Consider the following 20239-nt stretch of genomic DNA (forward strand, 5'->3'; position numbering starts at 1 on the left):
AAAAACGCGATTTAACCGCTATTTCGCACCACAATTACAGGCCGGCTCCTCCGGCAGGCGTAGCAGGAAATGAATACTTATCGTTAATTCACACCCAGGAGTGTTAAAGATGCAAAAGCAAGCTGAGTTGTATCGTGGTAAAGCGAAAACCGTATACAGCACGGAAAACCCGGACCTGTTGGTGCTCGAATTCCGCAATGATACGTCAGCAGGGGATGGCGCGCGCATTGAACAGTTTGATCGCAAAGGCATGGTAAATAACAAATTCAACCATTTCATTATGACCAAACTAGCCGAGGCGGGCATCCCGACCCAGATGGAACGTTTGCTGTCTGATACAGAGTGTCTGGTGAAGAAGCTGGAGATGGTGCCGGTTGAATGTGTGGTGCGCAACCGTGCGGCAGGGTCGCTGGTCAAGCGTCTGGGCGTGGAAGAAGGCATGGAGCTTAACCCGCCGATATTCGATCTGTTCCTGAAAAACGACGCGCTGCACGACCCGATGGTGAATGGTTCCTATTGTGAAACTTTCGGTTGGGTCAGTCAGGAAAATCTGGCGCGTATGAAAGAATTAACCTACAAAGCCAACGACGTACTGAAAAAACTGTTTGATGACGCGGGTCTTATCCTGGTGGATTTCAAACTGGAGTTTGGCCTGTATAAAGGCGAAGTGGTGCTGGGCGATGAGTTTTCACCGGACGGCAGCCGCCTGTGGGATAAAGAGACGCTGGACAAAATGGACAAAGACCGCTTCCGCCAGAGTCTGGGCGGCTTGATTGAAGCCTATGAAGCCGTCGCGCATCGCCTGGGCGTGAAATTAGATTAATTCCGCTTCTGACCGGGGGGCAACCGCTCTCCGGTATCATCCTTTCCTCATTCTGATAGTGTTTACCTGTGGTAATCCTGCGCCTGACCGCCTACGATCATCTGTATAACAAAGAGAGAATGAGGTGATTATGCGCTGGCAAGGGCGTCGTGAAAGCAACAATGTAGAAGACAGACGTAATCGGCCAGGCGGCCCCTCGCTGGGTGGCCCTGGCTTTCGTCTTCCGCGCGGGAAAGGCGGCATCATTCTGTTGGTGGTGGTGTTGGTCGCAGGGTACTATGGGGTGGATTTAACCGGTCTGTTGACCGGTCAGCCGGTTTCGCAGCAGCAGTCGACGCGTTCGATAAGCCCCAATGATGATGAAGCGGCAAAATTTACCTCGGTGATCCTGGCGACGACCGAAGATACCTGGGGGCAACTCTTTCAAAAAATGGGGCGCGGCTATCAGCAGCCAAAACTGGTGATGTACCGTGGTATGACGCGCACCGGCTGTGGTGCGGGTCAGTCCGTGATGGGGCCGTTTTACTGCCCGGCGGACGGCACCGTATATATTGATCTCTCATTTTACGATGATATGAAAAATAAGCTGGGCGCGGACGGCGATTTTGCCCAGGGTTATGTCATCGCCCACGAAGTCGGCCACCATGTGCAAAAACTGTTAGGTATTGAGCCGAAGGTGCGCCAGTTGCAGCAAAACGCGTCGCAAACGGAGGTGAATCGCCTTTCGGTGCGCATGGAGCTACAGGCGGATTGCTTTGCCGGCGTGTGGGGACACAGTATGCAGCAGCAAGGCGTACTGGAGGCGGGCGATCTGGAAGAGGCGCTCAATGCCGCACAGGCTATCGGCGACGATCGCTTACAGCAACAGGGGCAGGGGCGCGTAATACCGGATAGTTTTACCCACGGCACCTCAGAACAGCGCTACAGTTGGTTTAAGCGTGGATTTGACAGCGGCGACCCGGCGCAATGTAATACGTTTGGCAAAAACTTTTGATAAACCGGGGCAGGGATGTCTGATATCGATGCGCTACAGGCGTTAACGTCGCAAATGACACAGGAAGGCATTCGCCGTTTACTGGTCATCAGCGGCGACACGGCGTGGTGCCGGGAACGGGCCGAGGCTATACGTGCTGCACTGCCCGGTGACTGGCTGTGGGTCGCGCCTGACGCGCCCGCAGAGCCGCGCTGTACGCCACAGGCGTTACAAACGCTGCTGGGCCGTGAATTCCGTCATGCGATATTTGATGCCTGGCAGGGCTTTGACGCCGCAGCGTTTGCCGCTCTGAGCGGGACCTTGCAGGCCGGAAGCTGGCTGCTTCTGCTGATGCCGCCGTATGAGGCATGGGAATGCAGGCCCGATACCGATTCACTGCGCTGGAGCGACTGCGCGCAGCCTATCCCCACACCGCAGTTTGCACAGCATCTTAAACGGACTCTCTCCCGCGATCCGCAAACGCTGCTTTGGCGACAGCACCAGCCGTTTTGCTGGCCATCTTATCCTTCCCGTGAACGCTGGCGAGCGGCCACCGGCGAGCCGCAGCCGGAGCAGGCGGCTATCTTATCGCGTTTACTTGAAATGCCGCCCGGCGTGGCGACGGTGATTGCCGCTCGCGGGCGCGGCAAATCGGCGCTGGCCGGGCAATTCATCTCACAGATGACGGGCACGGCTATCGTGACCGCGCCGGCGAAAGCGGCAACGGACATCCTGGCAACGTTTGCCGGCGGGAGGTTCTGTTTTATGGCGCCTGATGCCCTGCTGGAGAGCGGGGCAAGAGCCGACTGGCTGGTGGTTGACGAGGCGGCGGCAATACCCGCGCCGCTGCTGCTGCAACTGGTTTCGCGCTTTCCTCGTACGCTACTGACCACCACCGTTCAGGGCTACGAAGGCACCGGACGCGGTTTTTTACTTAAGTTTTGCGCCCGTTTTCCGCAGCTTCACCGTTTTGCGCTTCGTCAGCCTGTCCGCTGGGCGCCTGGGTGCCCGCTGGAAAATATCGTCAGCGAGGCGCTGATATTCGACGATGAATCGTTTGCGCAGGCGCCGCATGGCACGATAGCAATCTCGGTGTTTTACCCGCAGGCCTGGGGGGAGACGCCCGCGTTGCCGCGGGCTGTGTATCAGTTACTGTCGGGGGCGCACTATCGTACTTCGCCGCTGGATCTGCGCCGAATGATGGATGCGCCAGGGCAGCATTTCTTGCAGGCCACGGCGAATAACCGTGTGGCGGGCGCCCTCTGGCTGGTCGAAGAGGGCGGATTATCCGCAGAACTCAGTCGGGCGGTATGGTGCGGTTTCCGGCGTCCGCGTGGAAATCTGGTGGCGCAGTCGCTGGCGGCGCACGGTAGCGACCCTTTAGCCGCGACGCTAGTCGGGCGTCGCGTAAGCCGTATCGCGGTGCACCCCGCCCGCCAGCGTGAAGGCATCGGTCAGCAGTTGATTGCCTGCGCGTGCGTGCAGGCGGCGCAGTGTGATTATCTTTCCGTCAGCTTCGGCTATACGCCGGAGCTGTGGCGTTTCTGGCAACGCTGCGGCTTTGTGCTGGTACGGATGGGCAACCATCGGGAGGCGAGCAGCGGTTGCTATACGGCGATGGCGTTATTGCCGCTGAGCGACGCGGGAAAACGGCTGGCGCAGCAGGAACACCGGCGTTTGCGACGCGATGCGGATATCCTGACGCAGTGGAACGGCGAGGCGATACCGCTGGCGGCGTTACGCGACGGGGCGCTTAATGATGAAGACTGGCGTGAGCTGGTTGGTTTTGCTTTCGCGCACCGCCCGCTACTGACGTCGTTAGGTTGCCTGCATCGTTTACTGCAATACAGCGCATTGCCATTGCCGGCGCTGAGAGGGCGGCTGGAAGAAAAAGCCAGCGATGCCGAACTGTGCGTCCGGCTGCACATTTCAGGTCGTAAAGCTCTACTGGCGTTGCAGCGTGCGCAGGCGGCGCAAGCGTTGATTGCGCTGGATGCCGAACGAACGCAGCGTTTGCGCTACGTTATGCCCGGCGGTGGGGACCATGCCGGATAGCGGTGCCTTTCCGGCATGATATCCGGTTACTTTTTCGGCTGATCTTTCTTCGGCCAGTCGTCTTCATCGTCCCACTTATCGTTAAAATCGCGATGTGGGGGCAGCTCAGGTTTGTTGGCAAGGAATTTCTTATGGTCGATGCGTTTGAGATCTTTGATCACATTCAGCAGTACACCTACCAGAAACACCAATACCAGAATCCACCAATATTTTGCCAGCCAGTCCATGCTCATTTCCTCTTACAGGAACGCTCATCAGGCGACGAGCTGTTCCATAATGCGTTGATACATACGGGCCAGTAGCTGGAGATCGGCGGCATTTACACATTCATTAATTTTATGAATTGTGGCGTTCACCGGCCCCAGTTCTACCACCTGCGCTCCCATCCGGGCGATAAAACGTCCGTCGGACGTACCGCCCGTCGTCAGTAATTGCGGCTTAATTTCATTATAGTGCTCAATGGCGTTTACCACCGCGTCCACCAGCTTGCCGCGTGCGGTCAGGAACGGCTGACCGGAAAGCCACCAGTCTACGGTATAGCGTAGCTGATGCTTCTCAAGCAGCGCATGTACCCGTTCTTTGATCATCTCATCGGTCAGTTCCGTGCTGAAACGGAAGTTAAACTGCACGAACAGTTCGCCGGGAATGACATTATTGCTGCCGGTGCCTGCCTGGATATTGGCTACCTGCATACTGGTGGCCGGGAAAAAGTCATTGCCCCGATCCCACTCGATAGCGACCAGTTCATTGAGAAAAGGCGCGGCGCGATGAACAGGGTTATCCGCCAGATGCGGATAGGCGACGTGCCCCTGAACGCCATGAATAGTGAGGTTACAGGTGAGAGAACCGCGACGCCCGTTTTTGACGACATCGCCCACAATTTCAGTACTGGAAGGTTCGCCGACCAGACAGTAATCCAGCCTCTCGTTACGGGCCATCAGCCCTTCAACCACCTTTACGGTGCCATTTTTCGCGCTGGCTTCTTCGTCAGAGGTAATCAGAAACGCCAGACGGCCCCGGTGATGAGGATGCTGCGCAACAAAACGTTCAGCAGCCACCACCATGGCCGCCAGTGATCCTTTCATATCCGCCGCGCCGCGACCGAACAACATTCCGTCGCGAATCGTAGGCTCAAACGGCGGATTGATCCAGCGATCGACATCGCCTGCCGGCACGACGTCAGTATGCCCGGCGAACGCCAGCGTTTCGCCACGCCCACGCCATGCCCAAAAATTTTGCGTGTCGCCAAAATCCATATGCTCAATGGTAAAACCGATTTTACGCAGGCGTTCAATCATTAATGCCTGACAGCCTGCGTCATCCGGACTCAGGGAGGGGCGACGAATAAGTTGCTGTGTCAGCTCAATAACCGGGCACGACATAGACTACACCTCATCAAAAAACTGCTGATAACGGGATTCACTGAAACCAAGCAGCATAGGCTTCCCGGGCGCGCAGAGCAATGGGCGTTTAATTATTGCCGGCTGCTCAGCCATGAGGGCGGCGGCGGAGTCGGCATCGGTAATCCTGCTGCGGTCGGCTTCATCCAGTTTGCGCCATGTTGTGCCGCGCGTATTCAGTAAAGGCTGCCAGTCGAGTTCGGCAATAAAGGTATTAAGAAGAGGGAGGTCTATTCCATCCACCCGGTAATCGTGAAAACGATAATCAATGCCATGCTCCTCCAGCCAACGGCGCGCTTTTTTGATAGTGTCGCAATTCTTAATGCCATAGAGGGTAATCATATTGAATCCTTTAACGCGAAATTCGAATAAATAATCAATAGTATCGTCTGCGGGATAATAAGTGTGGCCGTTAATGGTTATTTATCCAGCACTGATCGGCAATCAATATAACATTGTTGAGTGAATGTGAATAATGATTCCAAAACGTTCCAGAAGTGGCGTGCTTATGGTTCGCTGGACAAATCGTATTTTGCGCGCATGCAATAGTTTGTTTTTTAACCCTATTCGGTAAAGTAGTAGAAAAGGTATTGATATTGCAAAATATTGCAGTAAGTCACATAAAATTTATGGCTACAGCGCCATAGTAATATCATAGACAGCATAACCGGAGGGTATCGCAACAATCGGTTAAATGATCTTCTCTCTATACCGCTAACTACGTAGAATACCCATAATAATAAGAGAGGCTATTATGATTGAACGTGAACTGGGGAACTGGAAAGATTTTATCGAAGTTATGCTTCGTAAATAAATTACTGGAAGGCACCGCGCTCCCATAGGGGATAAAAAAAGGCGACTCAACGAAAGTCGCCTTTTTTGTGCCCGACACCTCGTATCAGGCTGCCCGATACCTTATTCCGGGCGTGGCTTCAGCGGGAAGCGGCGCCGTACCAGCACGAAGAACAGTGGTACAAAGAAGATAGCCAGAATGGTTGCTGAGATCATTCCCCCCATCACGCCGGTCCCGACAGCATGTTGGCTACCCGAGCCAGCCCCGTTGCTGGTCGCCATCGGCAATACGCCAAAGATAAACGCCAGCGAGGTCATCAGTATCGGACGCAGGCGCTGGCGGCTGGCGTGCAGCGTGGCGTCTAACAACGGGTGCCCCTTCTGGTTCATTTCGTTGGCGAATTCCACAATCAGAATCGCGTTTTTTGCCGAGAGGCCGATAACGGTCAACAGCCCCACCTGGAAGTAAACATCGTTTTCCAGCCCACGCATCCAGGTGGCGAGCAACGCGCCAATGACGCCGAGCGGCACAACCAGCATCACTGAGAAGGGCACTGACCAGCTTTCATATAATGCCGCCAGACACAGGAAGACGACTAATAGCGAAATGGCGTACAGCGCGGGCGCCTGCGCGCCCGAGAGCCGTTCCTGGTAAGACATGGCTGTCCATTCCAGGCCAAAACCGCCCGGTAGCTGATGCACCAATGACTCCATGATGTCCATAGCTGTCCCGGTACTGACGCCCGGCGCGGCCTCTCCGACAATTTCTACCGCCTAATAGCCGTTATAGCGTTCCAGACGCGGCGATCCGGTTTCCCAGCGCGAGGTGGCGAAGGCGGAGAAGGGGACCATGCCGCCGTCTTTGTTACGGACATACCAAAGATTAATATCATCCGGCAACATACGATATTTCGCCGCCGCCTGGACATAGACCTTCTTCACGCGGCCCCGGTCCATAAAGTCGTTGACGTAGCTCGACCCCCAGGCCGTTTGCAGGGTATCGTTGATATCGTCAATCGACACGCCCAGCGCCTGCGCTTTCCGTTGGTCAATATCAATTTGCAGTTGCGGACTGTCGTCCAGGCCGTTGTGGCGCACGCGGGTCAGGGAACTGTTTTTCCCTGCCAGCTCAATGAGTTGATCTCGTGCGGCCATCAGCGCGTCATGGCCTGCTCCGGCGTGATCCTGTAATTCCATATCAAAACCGGCGGAGCTGCCCAGACCGCTAATTGCCGGCGGGCTGCTGGCGAAGACGCGAGCTTCTTTAATCTGGTTAAATGCTTTTGTCGCCCGTTCAATAATGGCGAACGAGGTGCCGGTGGTGGGATCGCGCGCGTCCCAGTCTTTCAAGCGGACAAACATGCGCGCAACGTTTTGCCCATTCCCGCCAGGGCCGGAACCTACCGTCGAGAAGACCGACATAATGTTGTCTTTCTCATGGGTGAAGTAATAGTTTTCAACCTTTTCAACGACTTTCAAGGTCTGCTGTTGCGTAGAACCGCTCGGTAGCTGGATAGATGTGGTGAACATGCCCCGATCTTCTTGCGGCAGAAAGGAGGTGGGGAGGCGCAAAAACAGGAACACCATGCCGCCAAGCAACAGAACATAAATCAGAATCCAGCGCAGGCTGCGATGCAAAATTTTCGCTACGCCTTTTTCATAACGTTCGGCATTACGATTGAAGGTACGGTTAAACCAGCCGAAAAATCCGCTTTGCCCGTGCTGCTCGCCTTTGCGCAACGGTTTTAACAAGGTCGCGCACAGCGCCGGCGTCAGGATCATGGCGACCAGCACCGACAGCACCATTGCCGAGACAATGGTAATAGAAAATTGACGATAAATAGCCCCGGTGGTGCCGCCAAAGAACGCCATCGGCACGAATACCGCAGACAGCACCATCGCGATACCGACCAGCGCGCCCTGGATTTGCCCCATGGATTTGCGCGTCGCTTCACGCGGGGTGAGGCCTTCTTCGCTCATGATGCGTTCGACGTTTTCCACCACCACGATGGCATCGTCGACCAGTAGCCCGATCGCCAGCACCATCGCGAACATGGTTAATGTGTTAATACTGTAGCCGAACGCGTAAAGCACGGAGAAGGTGCCCATCAATACTACCGGCACGGCGATCGTCGGAATCAGCGTGGCGCGAAAGTTTTGCAGGAACAGATACATCACCAGGAAAACCAGCGCGATAGCCTCCAGCAACGTTTTGACTACATCGATAATCGATGCTTTGACAAAGGAGGTGGTTTCATACGCGATCTTGTATTCCAGGCCGTGGGGGAAGTACTGCGCCAGCTCGTTGAGGCGATCCAGCACCAGCTTCGCGGTCGCCATTTCGTTCGCACCGGAGGCCAGCTTAACGCCGAGACCGGAAGCCGGATTGCCGTTAAAACGGCTGAGGTAGTCATACTTTTCCGCCCCCAGTTCCACGGTGGCGACATCGCCCAGTTTGACCTCGGAACCGTCCTGATTAACGCGCAGGGTGATATCGCGAAATTGTTGCGGCGTTTGCAGCAGCGACTGCGCATTGATGGTGGCGTTCAGCGCCTGCTTGTCGACTGAAGGCGTACCGCCAAGCTGCCCGACGGCGATTTGCGCATTCTGCGACTCAATCGCATTGGTCACGTCTTTCGCGGTCATCTGAAAACTATTCAATTTGGCCGGGTCGAGCCAGATACGCATAGAGTACTGTGAGCCATAAGCGTCAATATCGCCTACGCCGTTAACGCGGCTGAGCGGGTCCTGAATATTACTGGCGACGTAGTCGGCGATATCCTGCTTGTCCATAGAACCGTCGGTAGAGACGAAGGCGATGGTCAAAATATTGGTATCGCCCGTTTTGCGTACCGTGACGCCTTGATCCTGTACCGCCTGCGGCAGTTTACGCATCGCGGACTGTAACTGGTTTTGCACCTGCTGAACCGCCTCATCAGGATCGGTTCCCGCAATAAAGCTCAGCGTGATGGTCGCCTGTCCGGTTCCGCTGCTTTGTGATGACATGTACATCAGATTATCGAGACCCGTCATATTCTGCTCAATAACCTGGGTTACGGTATTTTCCAGCGTTTGCGCCGACGCTCCCGGATAATTCGCGGTAATACGCACGTTGGGCGGCGCCAGATCGGGATATTGTTCAACGGGTAAAGAAAAAATGGCTAACGCCCCTGTCAGACACAACAGGATAGCCAGCACCCAGGCAAAAATGGGGCGATCGATAAAAAAATTCGCCATTAAAGGAGAACCTCGTGTTTCTACATATCGTTATTAGGTATGAACTGCTTCACTGTAGCGGCAAGCTACGAGCCAAACGTGGAGAAATAAAGGAGATAATGTAAATTATCATGCGCTTTTACAGCATACTTTTTGTGCCAACGCCGGAAAGCCTGACATCTGGCCTTCCGGCGCTTTGCCGTTCTTTACGTTAACTGACTCTCTTCCTTGCTGGAGGAGCGAAAACTGATGCTGACCAGCGTGCCGCCGCCGGAGGGTTGCGAAAAATTCAGCGTGCCGCCAAGCCGTTCCGCGCGCTCGCGCATTATATTCAGGCCATAATGTCCGGCAGGCTCATGCGGTTCACCGATACCAATGCCATTATCGTGAATATAAACGGTATGATCGCCATCAGGCGCGGTGACGCAACTCACGGCGATTTCGCTCGCATTGGCGTGTTTAATGGCGTTCAGGACCGCTTCACGCACAATTTGCAACAAATGCACTTGCATTTGCGCATCCAGAGCCAGCGTGGGTAAACGGCAATCCAGCGTGAGTTTGGCCGGGGTCTGACTCTGTAAATCTTCCAGCATCTCGTGTAATGCGCAGGGTAAATCGGCCTGCTGTAACGTCAGACGGAACGTGGTGAGTAGTTCGCGAAGCTGACGGTAGGCGTCGTTCAGCGCTCTGGAAAAATCCGCCATGATGCTTTGCGCGCCGGCGTTATCTTCTGGAATGGCGCGCTTCAAAAGCGTTAATTGAATACGTAAATAAGAAAGTACCTGCGCCAGCGAATCGTGTAGCTCACGGGCAATCGTTGCGCGCTCTTCCATTAACAAAAGTTGCTGGAAGTGTTTTTGCGCCTGATTAAAGTACAAACCACGCCCCAGCATCGTGGAGACGCTGTTCAGCAGCGGCGTGGAGGCATTAACGTTGGGGCTTTGCCAGTGAAGTTCGCCATAGACCGTGTCCTGCATCGTAACCGGCAGCATTTGCATCGGCAAATCGGGGCTTTGCGCGCCTTCGCTAATCCGCCAGTTATCGCCCACGGTTAACTCCAGATACCAGGCGGCGTCATGTTCACGGACAATTTGCAAAATATGGCGAAAACAGTGGACATCGATTTGACTGGTATTCAGCGCCTGGGAGCACTGGTATAACACCTCCAGGCGACGGTGCGCTTCATGCAGATCGTGCGTTTTTTCTTCCACCGAGGCTTCCAGCGAACGGTAAAGTTTATGCAGCTCGCTCGACATTTGACCAAACGTTTTCGCCAATAATCCCAGTTCATTGGGTAAGCTGGTATCCAGCGGCAGCGGGGCGAACTGACCGTGTTCAATACGTTGACTGGCGGTGACCAGTTGATTAAGCGGGCGAACCACCTGTTGGCGAATACGCCGTAGAGTAAAAAAGACCAGCGTAAATATGCCGATACCGCCCGCCAGCGATATGGCGACGACCAGCATGACTTTACGCTCGGCGTAATGCTGTAACGCCAGAACGAAGAGATCAATTTGATCGACGTAATTGTTGATATTGGTCTGATACCAGGCAATGTCGCCGTCTTGTAAGCGGCTATTCATCTCCAGCCAGTTGGCGTGCAGGCGCGCGTAGCGATTTTTCACCGCCTGCGGCACATACCAGGCGTTGAGATTTTGCAGTACCGGCGAGTTGAGCGCGTGCTGGAAAAGTTGACGATGCGCATTAATCTGCGGGCTACGGCTTTGCAGATCGTAACCTAGCCGATAGCTCTGCATCCGTAGCGAACCGGCGATATTGATCGCTTCGGCATCCCGTAAACTGCTGGTCAGCGTCAGTAATGCGCTGCCGGTGGACAGAATAGACAACAGCACAATATAGAAAAAAGCCTTAGCCAGACTGGCCGAGACCGGGCGTTTAACCGTCACACTGGTACTCCCCGCATTTAGCTGAACCGCAATTTCATTTGCTATGAAATAAATTGATCTGCCACAGGTTCTGGACAGATAGTTGTGCTTCCTGGGCAGATGAACATTGCCGACCCCGCCTTCGTCAGTTAATAACAATGCTCATATAAAGAATAAGGTTTTTGCAACCAAAACAGAAGGACGCCATGAATCGTTTTATTATGGCCAATAGCCAGCAGTGTCTGGGATGCCATGCCTGCGAGGTCGCCTGCGTAATGGCTCACAATGATGAGCGACATGTCCTGACGCCACAGCGCTATCAGCCCCGAATTACTGTCATCAAACATCAGCACCAGCGCAGTGCGGTCACATGTCACCATTGCGAGGATGCGCCCTGTGCCCGTAGCTGCCCGAACGGCGCGATCGCGCATATTAACGACAGCGTGCAGGTCAATGCGCAGAAGTGTATTGGCTGTAAATCCTGCGTCGTCGCCTGCCCGTTCGGCACCATGCAGATGGTATTGACGCCCGTCGCGCCAAACCAGTTCAAAGCCAGCGCGCATAAATGCGATCTGTGTCAGGGGCGTGAACATGGCCCGGCCTGTGTGGAAAATTGCCCGGCGGATGCGCTGCAACTGGTCACCGAAGCGTCGTTGACCCATCTGGCTAAAACACGACGGCTGCGTACCGCCCGGCAGGAGATTCGCCCCTGGCATACCGTTGATACACAATACAGTGGGACAACGAGTAGCAAAGCCGAGCGTATGCAGGCGACGCCGCCGCGCGGCGAACCGGATAAACTGGCGATTGAAGCGCGTAAAACGACCTTTGAGGAAATTTATCTGCCGTTTCGCGCCGCGCAGGCGGAGCGTGAGGCGGCCCGCTGCCTCACATGCGGTGAACACAGTATTTGCGAATGGACGTGTCCGTTGCATAACCTCATTCCCCAGTGGATCGAACTGGTGAAAGCCGGCGATATTGATGCGGCGGTAGAGCTTTCTCACCAGACCAACTGCCTGCCGGAAATTACCGGGCGCGTCTGTCCGCAGGACAGGCTATGCGAAGGCGCGTGTACGCTCCGCGATGAGTATGGGGCTGTTACCATCGGCAATATTGAGCGCTATATCTCCGATCGCGCTCTGAGCAAAGGCTGGCGTCCCGACTTGTCGGACGTACAGAAACTTGACAAGCGCGTGGCGATTATCGGCGCGGGGCCGGCAGGCCTTGCCTGCGCGGACGTGCTGGCGCGCCATGGCGTAAGCGCCACCGTCTACGATCGCCATCCGGAAATCGGCGGTTTGCTCACGTTTGGTATTCCGGCTTTCAAACTGGATAAATCTCTGCTGGCGCGACGCCGGGAGATCTTTAGCGCGATGGGGATTCGTTTCGAGCTTAATTGCGAAGTGGGGAAAGATATTTCTCTGGAGACACTGCTGGAGAGCTATGACGCCGTATTTATCGGGGTGGGAACCTATCGTTCCATGAAGGCTGATTTACCGAATGAAGACGCGCCGGGGGTATATGATGCGTTGCCATTCCTCATCGCCAATACCAAACAGGTGATGGGGCTTCCGGCGTCGCCTGATGCGCCGTTTATTGATATTGCTGGCCTTAACGTGGTTGTGCTGGGCGGCGGTGACACCGCCATGGACTGCGTACGTACGGCGCTGCGTCATGGCGCTGCCAACGTCACCTGCGCTTATCGCCGCGATGAGGCCAATATGCCGGGGTCGAAAAAAGAGGTGAAAAACGCGCGGGAAGAGGGCGCGAACTTTGAATTTAACGTTCAGCCGGTTGAGTTGGTGCTGGATACGCAAGGACACGTCAGCGGTATTCGCTTTTTGCGTACGCGGCTTGGCGAACCGGATGGTCAGGGGCGACGCCGCCCGGTACCTGTACCGGGCAGCGAGTTTGTGATGCCGGCGGATGCGGTCATTATGGCGTTTGGTTTTCATCCGCACGGTATGCCGTGGCTGGAATCGCATGGCGTGAAGGTGGATAACTGGGGACGTATTGCCGCCAGCGTCGAGAGCGCATTTCGTTACCAGACGTCCAACCCGAAAATTTTCGCCGGCGGCGATGCGGTGCGCGGCGCCGATCTGGTGGTGACGGCGATGGCAGAAGGCCGACATGCCGCGCAGGGGATGCTCGACTGGTTGGCTAAATAATCGTATTTGTAGGCCGGGTCAGGCCTACAACGGTTAAACGACAGTGTTATAAAAAATCTTAAACCTATTGACTAATCTTACTCCGTTTTCAGAAATGATGGCGCTCGCGGGGCTGGACGCTCTGCGATAAACATTTTCCTTCAGACCGACATTAAAGCGCGAAAAAGCGTTATAAGTTTTGCTATCAAATAATAGGCCTGATGAGGTCAATCTTAGTATTGAAAATATAGTGTAAATTGAAGGAAGGGACTTTATAAGAATCCCTTCTTAATTTTTATTTTAAGGAACCATATACCTGGTCAACAATCCAGCCATACGTTGCCGCGGGTAATAACCCACTGACAAAAACGTTTGGATTCACTTTAGGATCTGCTACTGGCGAGTGCGGCCTGTTACCTAAAATCACAATCGCCATATGGTTAACCGGATCGATAGACGTCAGCGTTCCGGTCCATCCGGTATGCCCATACGTTTGCGGAGTGGCTAACACCCCGAACGTTGGGGTCATTGAGGCGTTGCCGTTAACGCGCCACCCCAGACCAAAGGTAGCGTCTTCTGGCGAATGGCGAGTAAACTGTTCAACCGTTTTCTTATCGAATAGCTTCACGTTACCGTAGCCGCCCCCATTGAGCATCACTTGCATTAACACGGCCATATCATGGGTGTTAGAAAAGAGTCCGGCGTGTCCTGATACGCCGCCCATTGAATACCAGGCTTTTTCGTCATGCACCTGACCCCATATAGTATTGGTGCGAATATTAGGGAAATGAATCACGCCGTCACGCGTGTTGCCATGTAGTTCCGTTGCGGCGATTTGCGGCGGCGTGAAGCCTTTCATCAGCGGGTTAAAGACGGTATGTTTTAATCCGAGCGGTTTATAAATGGTTGTTTCGACGTAGCGATCTAATGGCATTGCTGTTACCGATTCAATGATAAAACCAAGTATCATATAATCCACGTCGCTGTAGATATGCTTCGACCCGGGTTGATATTCCAGCGGAGTCTTTTTAATCATCTCCAGAGTAGTGCTTTTATTCTGTGAGAATAATTTACCCGCTACTTTTTTATTGGGATATTGTGGGTCGGCAGGAAAGCCCGCGACGTGATGAAGAATGTCAATGATACGGAGTTTATCTTTCCCTTTAATTTTATCACCAGGCATATCCTTAAAACCGGGGATGTATTTTGATACTAAATCATTGACATTTATTTTCCCTTCATACACCAGTTTTTGTAATGCAAAATTAGTGGCATACATTTTTGTGTTTGAAGCCAGGTCATACATCGTGTTAGTGGTCGCCAGAATGGGATTGGCTAACAGAGTGGAACCGTCATATTTTTTGGCATAGCCCCAGGCTTTTTGTAGAACAATATGATTATCTTTTATTACCAGAAGATTAATACTGGGGTATCCGGCATCAATTTGATTTTGAATCCAGCCATCAAGTCGGTTAAGTTTTTTGCTATCAAAGCCCACTTGCTCAGGGCTGGTGTTGGTCAATACCGGATACTCAACGGCAAAAGCTGAAATAGAAAAAGTAAGAAAAACTGCTGCAACGATAGTAAGTTTCATGATTATTTCCTCAGTTTCAGTCCTGCAGTCAAATCATATCGCGATCATGGACTCTGCAGCCTATAGAAGCAGAATATCCTCATAAAGGACAATGACAGAAAGAATGTGGCTATACGTCCGTTCAGTCGGCATTGAGGTTCTATCCCTTCAGCAGACAAAACCGACTTCACGGCGTAATATTAATGCTCTTTTTACACTCTGGAGTCAGCATGTCGCAAACCATTACGCTTATTAAGGATAAAATTCTTTCTGATAATTATTTCACTCTGCGCAACATTACCTATGACCTGACCCGTCGTAATGGCGAGGTTATCCGTCACAAGCGTGAGGTTTACGATCGCGGGAATGGCGCAACCATTCTGCTATACAATTCAACCAAAAAAACTGTGGTTCTGGTTCGCCAGTTTCGCGTGGCGACATGGGTCAATAGTAATCAAGACGGTATGTTAATTGAAACCTGTGCTGGCTTGCTTGATAACGACGAGCCGGAGGTCTGTATCCGTAAAGAGGCCATTGAAGAGACAGGGTATGACGTTGGTGAGGTACGCAAGATATTTGAGCTTTATATGTCGCCAGGCGGCGTTACGGAGCTGATTCATTTCTTCATTGCCGAATATCATGATAGCGAGCGCGCCAGTATCGGCGGCGGCGTGGAGGACGAAGATATTGAGGTGCTTGAACTGCCGTTTTCCCGGGCTCTGGAAATGGTACGCTCGGGTGAGATTCGGGACGGTAAGGCCGTGTTATTGCTTAACTATTTACAGATGTCTAATCTAATGGACTGAAAAAAAAGAAATATATTTCTTTACACAGAAAAGACCAATCCGATAAATCTGATTGAGAACCCTGAGGCGCGAAAGGAAGATACCGCCTTAGCTGTGTTGTTCTGAATCTGGGGTTGTACCGTTCATGCGCTACCGCGTTATTTTTTTTGTCTGCCTGTCCTGTTGTCGGCCCAGCTACTGTGGGCTGCGCCAGCGCAACGGACTTTTTCCGACTGGCAGGTCACCTGCAATAACCAAAATTTTTGCGTAGCGCGCAATACCGGCGAACATCATGGACTGGTGATGACATTAAGCCGCAGCGCCGGGGCGCGTACCGATGCGGTACTGCGTATCGACCGCGGCGGTCTGGTGCCGCCCGACGCTAAAGAAGCCGCTATTGCGCCTCGCTTATTGCTGGATGGCAAACCGCTTTCGTTCAACAGTCCACACTGGCGCGTGTCGCCCTGGCATCTCATGACGGGCGATCCTGCCACTATCGCCGCGTTTTTACAGACTATTCAGGATGCGCAGGCCATCACCTTAAAAAACGGTGTCCAGACGCTTTCGCTGGCGGGATTAAAAGCGGCGTTACTGTTTATTGACGCACAGCAAAAACGCGTGGGTAGCGAAACCGCCTGGATTGAAAAAGGAAACGAACCGCCGCTCAGCGTTCCCCCGGCGCCGGCATTAAAGGGGATCGCCGTTATTAATCCAACGCCCGTACCGTTGAGTGAGGAAGAACGCAACGATCTGCTGGACTACGCAGCATGGCGGGTAAACGGCATTCGTTGTTCGCTCGATCCGCTGCGGCGCGAGGCGCAGGTCAGCGCGCTGACGGATGATAACGCATTATTGATTGTTAACTGCGAGGCCGGCGCCTATAACACTATCGATCTCGCCTGGATAGTTTCGCGGAAAAAAACGCTCGTCTCGCGCGCCGTACGTTTGCGGCTGCCGTTTAATCGCGGCGTCGAAAGTAATGACATGGAGTTGATGAACGCCTTCTTTGACGAGAAAACGCGCGAGCTGGTGACGTTGGCGAAAGGACGGGGGCTAGCCGACTGCGGTATCCAGACGCGCTGGCGTTATGATGGCGATCGTTTTCGTCTGGTGCGTTATGCCGAAGAACCGAGCTGTGATAACTGGCACGGACCGGATGCCTGGCCCACGCTGTGGATCACGCGTTGAATCTTGGTCGTGATCGCCATTTTCAGAATAGAGATACACCTGTTTAGGCCTCATTTATGGTATAGAGATTGCTACGTTATAGTAAGATTGTTACTTTACCCGAGAGCCTCACCACAGCAGGAAATAGTATGAAAATAAATAATGGCCCCGTATTATGCCCCCATTGTGGCTGCCTGAGCGCTTATTATGAAATAGATCGGCTGGCAGCGATAAGAGAAAAAGTAAATAAAGAAGGAGGCTCAAAGGCATGGGATTCAACATTGCAGGAGCATAAAAAAAAGGCCTTTTGCCTGATGTGTCATAAATCCATTGATGAGGCCGTCATCGGGCAATCTGATGCGCCTGAGTCTACGAAGTAATTTTGCACAGCCTACAGAACAGCTCTGCAGACTGCGCAAAATCTGCGTTTCTAACGCTCACCCTTAGTCTTTTATGTTCAGCACCCGGCGGGCTTTTTCTACAATATTTTCCACGGTAAAGCCAAAGTACGGAAACAGTTTGTCAGCCGGGGCGGATTCGCCGTATCCCGTCATGCCAATAATTGCGCCTTTTAGGCCAACATATTTATACCAGTAGTCAGCTATACCGGCTTCCACCGCGACGCGGGCGGTCACGTGCGACGGTAGCACCGACTCGCGATATGCCGCATCCTGCGCATCGAAAATATCCGTTGAAGGTAACGACACAACGCGAACGTTATGGCCCTCGCCAGTCAATTTTTCCGCCGCCTGGAGGGTAATTTCCATTTCCGAACCGGTGGCGATCAGAATGATATCCGGCTTGCCGCCGCTATCTTTCAGAATATAACCGCCGCGGGCTATCGCTTTCACCTGTTCCGGCGTGCGTTCTACCTGCGCCAGATTCTGCCGTGAGAGAATCAGCGCCGTCGGCCCGTGGTGACGTTCGATGGCGAGCTTCCAGCCGACCGCCGCCTCAACCTGATCGCAGGGACGCCAGGTGCTGAAGTTTGGCGTTAAGCGCAGGCTCGCCAGTTGTTCCACGGCCTGGTGCGTCGGGCCATCTTCGCCCAGACCGATGGAGTCGTGGGTATAGACCATAATCTGCCGGGCTTTCATTAAGGCCGCCATACGCGCCGCGTTACGCGCATATTCGACAAACATCAGAAACGTGGCGGTATAGGGTACGAAGCCGCCGTGGTGGGCGATGCCGTTGGCAATGGCGGTCATGCCGAATTCGCGCACGCCATAGTGGATATAATTACCTGCCGGCTCCTCTTTCAACGAGGTCGAACCTTTCCAGATAGTCAGGTTGCTCGGTGCCAGATCCGCCGATCCGCCCAACAGTTCCGGCAACAGGGGACCATAGGCATTGAGCGTATTTTGCGATGCTTTACGGGTGGCGATTTTGGCCGGATTAGCCTGCAAGTCGTTAATGAATTTTTGCGTGGCGGATTCCCATGCCTCCGGCAGTCCGCCGCTCATCCTGCGGGTAAACTCCGCTGCCAGCTCAGGCCAGGCTTTCTCATAAGCTGCAAACTTTTCTTTCCACCGCTGCTGCGCTTTCTCACCTTTTTCGCGACCATCCCATGCGCGGTAAATCTCTTTTGGGATCTCGAACGCCGGATAATGCCACCCCAGCTTCTGGCGGGTCAGCGCCACCTCTTCTTCGCCCAGCGCCGCACCATGTGACTCCTCCTTACCCGCTTTATTCGGCGAACCAAAGCCTATCACCGTCCGACAGATAATTAGCGAAGGTTTATCTTTTACGCTCTGGGCTTGCAGAATGGCTTTTTTCACCGCTTCCGGATCGTGCCCGTCAATGTCATGCACGACATGCCAGTGGTAGGCTTCAAAGCGTTTGGCGGTATCGTCGGTAAACCAGCCTTCGGTTTCGCCATCAATGGAGATGCCGTTGTGATCGTAGAAGCCGATCAGTTTGCCCAGTCCCAGCGTACCTGCCAGCGAACACACCTCATGTGAGATCCCCTCCATCAGACAGCCATCGCCCATAAAGACATAAGTGTAGTGATCGACAATCTCATGGTCCGGGCGGTTGAACTGTGCGCCTAACGTGCGCTCGGCAATCGCCAGCCCGACGGCATTCGCCAGCCCCTGGCCCAGCGGTCCGGTGGTGGTTTCAACGCCGGGTGTATAGCCAATCTCCGGGTGGCCTGGCGTTTTAGAATGCAGTTGACGGAAGTTTTTCAGCTCCTCCAGCGGCAGGTCATAACCGGTTAAATGCAGCAGACTATAGAGCAGCATGGAGGCGTGACCGTTGGAAAGAATAAAACGGTCACGGTCATACCAGGTCGGATCGGTTGGGTTATGTTTAAGAAAATCGTTCCATAGCACTTCAGCGATATCCGCCATCCCCATCGGCGCGCCGGGGTGCCCGGAATTGGCTTTTTGAACGGCATCCATGCTCAGCGCACGAATCGCATTGGCAAGGTCTTTACGGGACATAAATCACTCCGTGGCAAGGTTTATAGTTTGGCGGCAAGCAGGTCTTCCAGTTTGCGCTGGTCAACGGCAAAAAGGCGGATACCTTCCGACAGCTTCTCTACGGCCATCGCGTCCTGATTATGTTCCCAGCGGAACTCTGCTTCCGTCATTGGTGTAGGACGGTGGAACATCTGCGAGGAAGGCACCAGTTTACGGATCACCGGTTCTTCTTTTTCTTTCAACTCTTTAAGCAGGTTAGGGGAGATAGTCAGTCGATCGCAGCCGGTTAGCGCGAGGATTTGCTCAGTACGGCGGAAACTTGCGCCCATCACGATAGTTTCATAGCGATGCTGTTTAAAGTAATCGTAGATATTGCGTACCGATTTCACGCCGGGATCTTCCTCCACGACATACGGCTCCAGCGGACTACGCGCCTGATACCAGTCGTAAATTCGGCCCACGAACGGAGAGATCAAATAGACGCCCGCTTCGGCGCAGGCGCGCGCCTGGGCAAAAGAGAACAGCAACGTCAGGTTGCAATTAATGCCCTCTTTTTCGAGCTGCTCGGCGGCGCGGATACCTTCCCAGGTCGCGGCGAGTTTGATCAGAATGCGCGATTTATCAATGTCCTGCTGCTGATAGAGATCCACCAGATGGCGCGCTTTCTCGATACTTTTTTCTTTATCGAACGATAACCGCGCGTCGACTTCAGTGGAGACGCGACCGGGAATGCTTTTCAGTATTTCCGCGCCAAAATTGACCGCCAGTTTATCGCTGGCTGCCGCAACCTGCTGTTCCTGCGTACCGCCATGTTTTTTCCCCCAGGTAATCGCATCCTCAATCAAATGACCATACTGCTCAAGGCCGGCAGCTTTCAACAGTAAAGATGGATTCGTCGTGGCGTCCTGTGGCTGGTAGTGGCGGATGGACTCGATGTCGCCGCTGTCGGCGACGACGGTAGTGAATTGTTTGATGCCGTCTAGCTGGTTCATAGGAAAT

The 20239-nt window shown here is 53.7% G+C and carries 14 protein-coding genes and 2 pseudogenes; 8 read left to right on the plus strand and 8 right to left on the minus strand.

Annotation, left to right across the window (positions count from 1 at the left end; all coding sequences use genetic code 11):
- Window positions 1–109: 109 nt before the first annotated feature.
- The 3 genes from purC (at window position 110) to tmcA (ending at window position 3851) form a co-directional block, all read left to right on the plus strand.
- Entirely contained in the window at window positions 110–823 is a 714-nt protein-coding gene (purC, locus tag ACE15A_RS05890) for a phosphoribosylaminoimidazolesuccinocarboxamide synthase (RefSeq protein ID WP_023179582.1), read from the plus strand.
- 130 nt (window positions 824–953) lie between these two features.
- Window positions 954–1817, plus strand: a complete 864-nt coding sequence (locus tag ACE15A_RS05895) for a neutral zinc metallopeptidase (protein WP_023245947.1) — start codon at window positions 954–956, stop codon at window positions 1815–1817.
- Between the two features lie 15 nt (window positions 1818–1832).
- Window positions 1833–3851: a tRNA cytosine(34) acetyltransferase TmcA gene (tmcA, locus tag ACE15A_RS05900; RefSeq protein ID WP_053507826.1), complete on the plus strand. Its 2019-nt coding sequence runs from the start codon at window positions 1833–1835 to the stop codon at window positions 3849–3851.
- A gap of 26 nt (window positions 3852–3877) precedes the next feature.
- On the opposite strand, the gene ACE15A_RS05905 is transcribed toward tmcA, so the two are convergent.
- The 3 genes from ACE15A_RS05905 to ACE15A_RS05915 are packed head-to-tail and all read right to left on the minus strand — an operon-like array spanning window position 3878 to window position 5593.
- The gene (locus tag ACE15A_RS05905; RefSeq protein WP_000383839.1) at window positions 3878–4078 is read right to left on the minus strand and encodes a YpfN family protein; all 201 of its coding nucleotides are present in this window, start codon (window positions 4076–4078) and stop codon (window positions 3878–3880) included.
- Window positions 4079–4105: 27 nt separating this feature from the next.
- Entirely contained in the window at window positions 4106–5233 is a 1128-nt protein-coding gene (gene dapE, locus ACE15A_RS05910; RefSeq protein ID WP_023245945.1) for a succinyl-diaminopimelate desuccinylase, read from the minus strand.
- A 3-nt stretch (window positions 5234–5236) separates the two neighbouring features.
- Window positions 5237–5593: an ArsC family reductase gene (locus ACE15A_RS05915; RefSeq protein WP_023245944.1), complete on the minus strand. Its 357-nt coding sequence runs from the start codon at window positions 5591–5593 to the stop codon at window positions 5237–5239.
- A gap of 412 nt (window positions 5594–6005) precedes the next feature.
- On the opposite strand from ACE15A_RS05915, the gene ypfM reads away from it, so the two are divergent.
- Window positions 6006–6065: a protein YpfM gene (gene ypfM, locus ACE15A_RS05920; protein WP_001386977.1), complete on the plus strand. Its 60-nt coding sequence runs from the start codon at window positions 6006–6008 to the stop codon at window positions 6063–6065.
- Window positions 6066–6166: 101 nt separating this feature from the next.
- On the opposite strand, the pseudogene acrD reads toward ypfM, so the two are convergent.
- Window positions 6167–9280 (minus strand): annotated as a pseudogene (gene acrD / locus ACE15A_RS05925) (multidrug efflux RND transporter permease AcrD).
- 185 nt (window positions 9281–9465) lie between these two features.
- Complete coding sequence (gene narQ, locus ACE15A_RS05930; RefSeq protein WP_023245942.1) at window positions 9466–11166, minus strand: nitrate/nitrite two-component system sensor histidine kinase NarQ; 1701 nt, start codon at window positions 11164–11166, stop codon at window positions 9466–9468.
- Between the two features lie 185 nt (window positions 11167–11351).
- On the opposite strand from narQ, the gene aegA reads away from it, so the two are divergent.
- Window positions 11352–13313 carry a formate-dependent uric acid utilization protein AegA gene (gene aegA, locus ACE15A_RS05935; protein ID WP_053507825.1) on the plus strand — a complete coding sequence of 654 codons (1962 nt, stop codon included), beginning with the start codon at window positions 11352–11354 and terminating at the stop codon, window positions 13311–13313.
- Window positions 13314–13587: 274 nt separating this feature from the next.
- Here the strand turns inward: aegA and pbp4b are convergent, their stop codons facing one another.
- Complete coding sequence (gene pbp4b, locus ACE15A_RS05940; protein WP_053507824.1) at window positions 13588–14886, minus strand: penicillin binding protein PBP4B; 1299 nt, start codon at window positions 14884–14886, stop codon at window positions 13588–13590.
- Window positions 14887–15095: 209 nt separating this feature from the next.
- On the opposite strand from pbp4b, the gene nudK reads away from it, so the two are divergent.
- From nudK to ACE15A_RS05955, 3 genes and pseudogenes are all read left to right on the plus strand, one after another.
- Window positions 15096–15671 (plus strand): GDP-mannose pyrophosphatase NudK, encoded by a 576-nt coding sequence (gene nudK, locus ACE15A_RS05945; protein ID WP_053507823.1) that lies wholly within the window; start codon window positions 15096–15098, stop codon window positions 15669–15671.
- 124 nt (window positions 15672–15795) lie between these two features.
- Window positions 15796–16838, plus strand: a pseudogene (locus tag ACE15A_RS05950) (DUF1176 domain-containing protein).
- A 128-nt stretch (window positions 16839–16966) separates the two neighbouring features.
- Window positions 16967–17197, plus strand: a complete 231-nt coding sequence (locus ACE15A_RS05955; protein ID WP_023245936.1) for a hypothetical protein — start codon at window positions 16967–16969, stop codon at window positions 17195–17197.
- A gap of 63 nt (window positions 17198–17260) precedes the next feature.
- On the opposite strand, the gene tkt is transcribed toward ACE15A_RS05955, so the two are convergent.
- Both tkt and tal read right to left on the minus strand, forming a co-directional pair.
- Window positions 17261–19261: a transketolase gene (tkt, locus tag ACE15A_RS05960; RefSeq protein WP_053507822.1), complete on the minus strand. Its 2001-nt coding sequence runs from the start codon at window positions 19259–19261 to the stop codon at window positions 17261–17263.
- A 20-nt stretch (window positions 19262–19281) separates the two neighbouring features.
- Window positions 19282–20232, minus strand: a complete 951-nt coding sequence (gene tal, locus ACE15A_RS05965; protein WP_053507821.1) for a transaldolase — start codon at window positions 20230–20232, stop codon at window positions 19282–19284.
- Window positions 20233–20239: the final 7 nt, after the last annotated feature.

The sequence above is a fragment of the Salmonella sp. HY31 genome, assembly GCF_042604575.1.
GTDB lineage: Bacteria > Pseudomonadota > Gammaproteobacteria > Enterobacterales > Enterobacteriaceae > Salmonella > Salmonella diarizonae.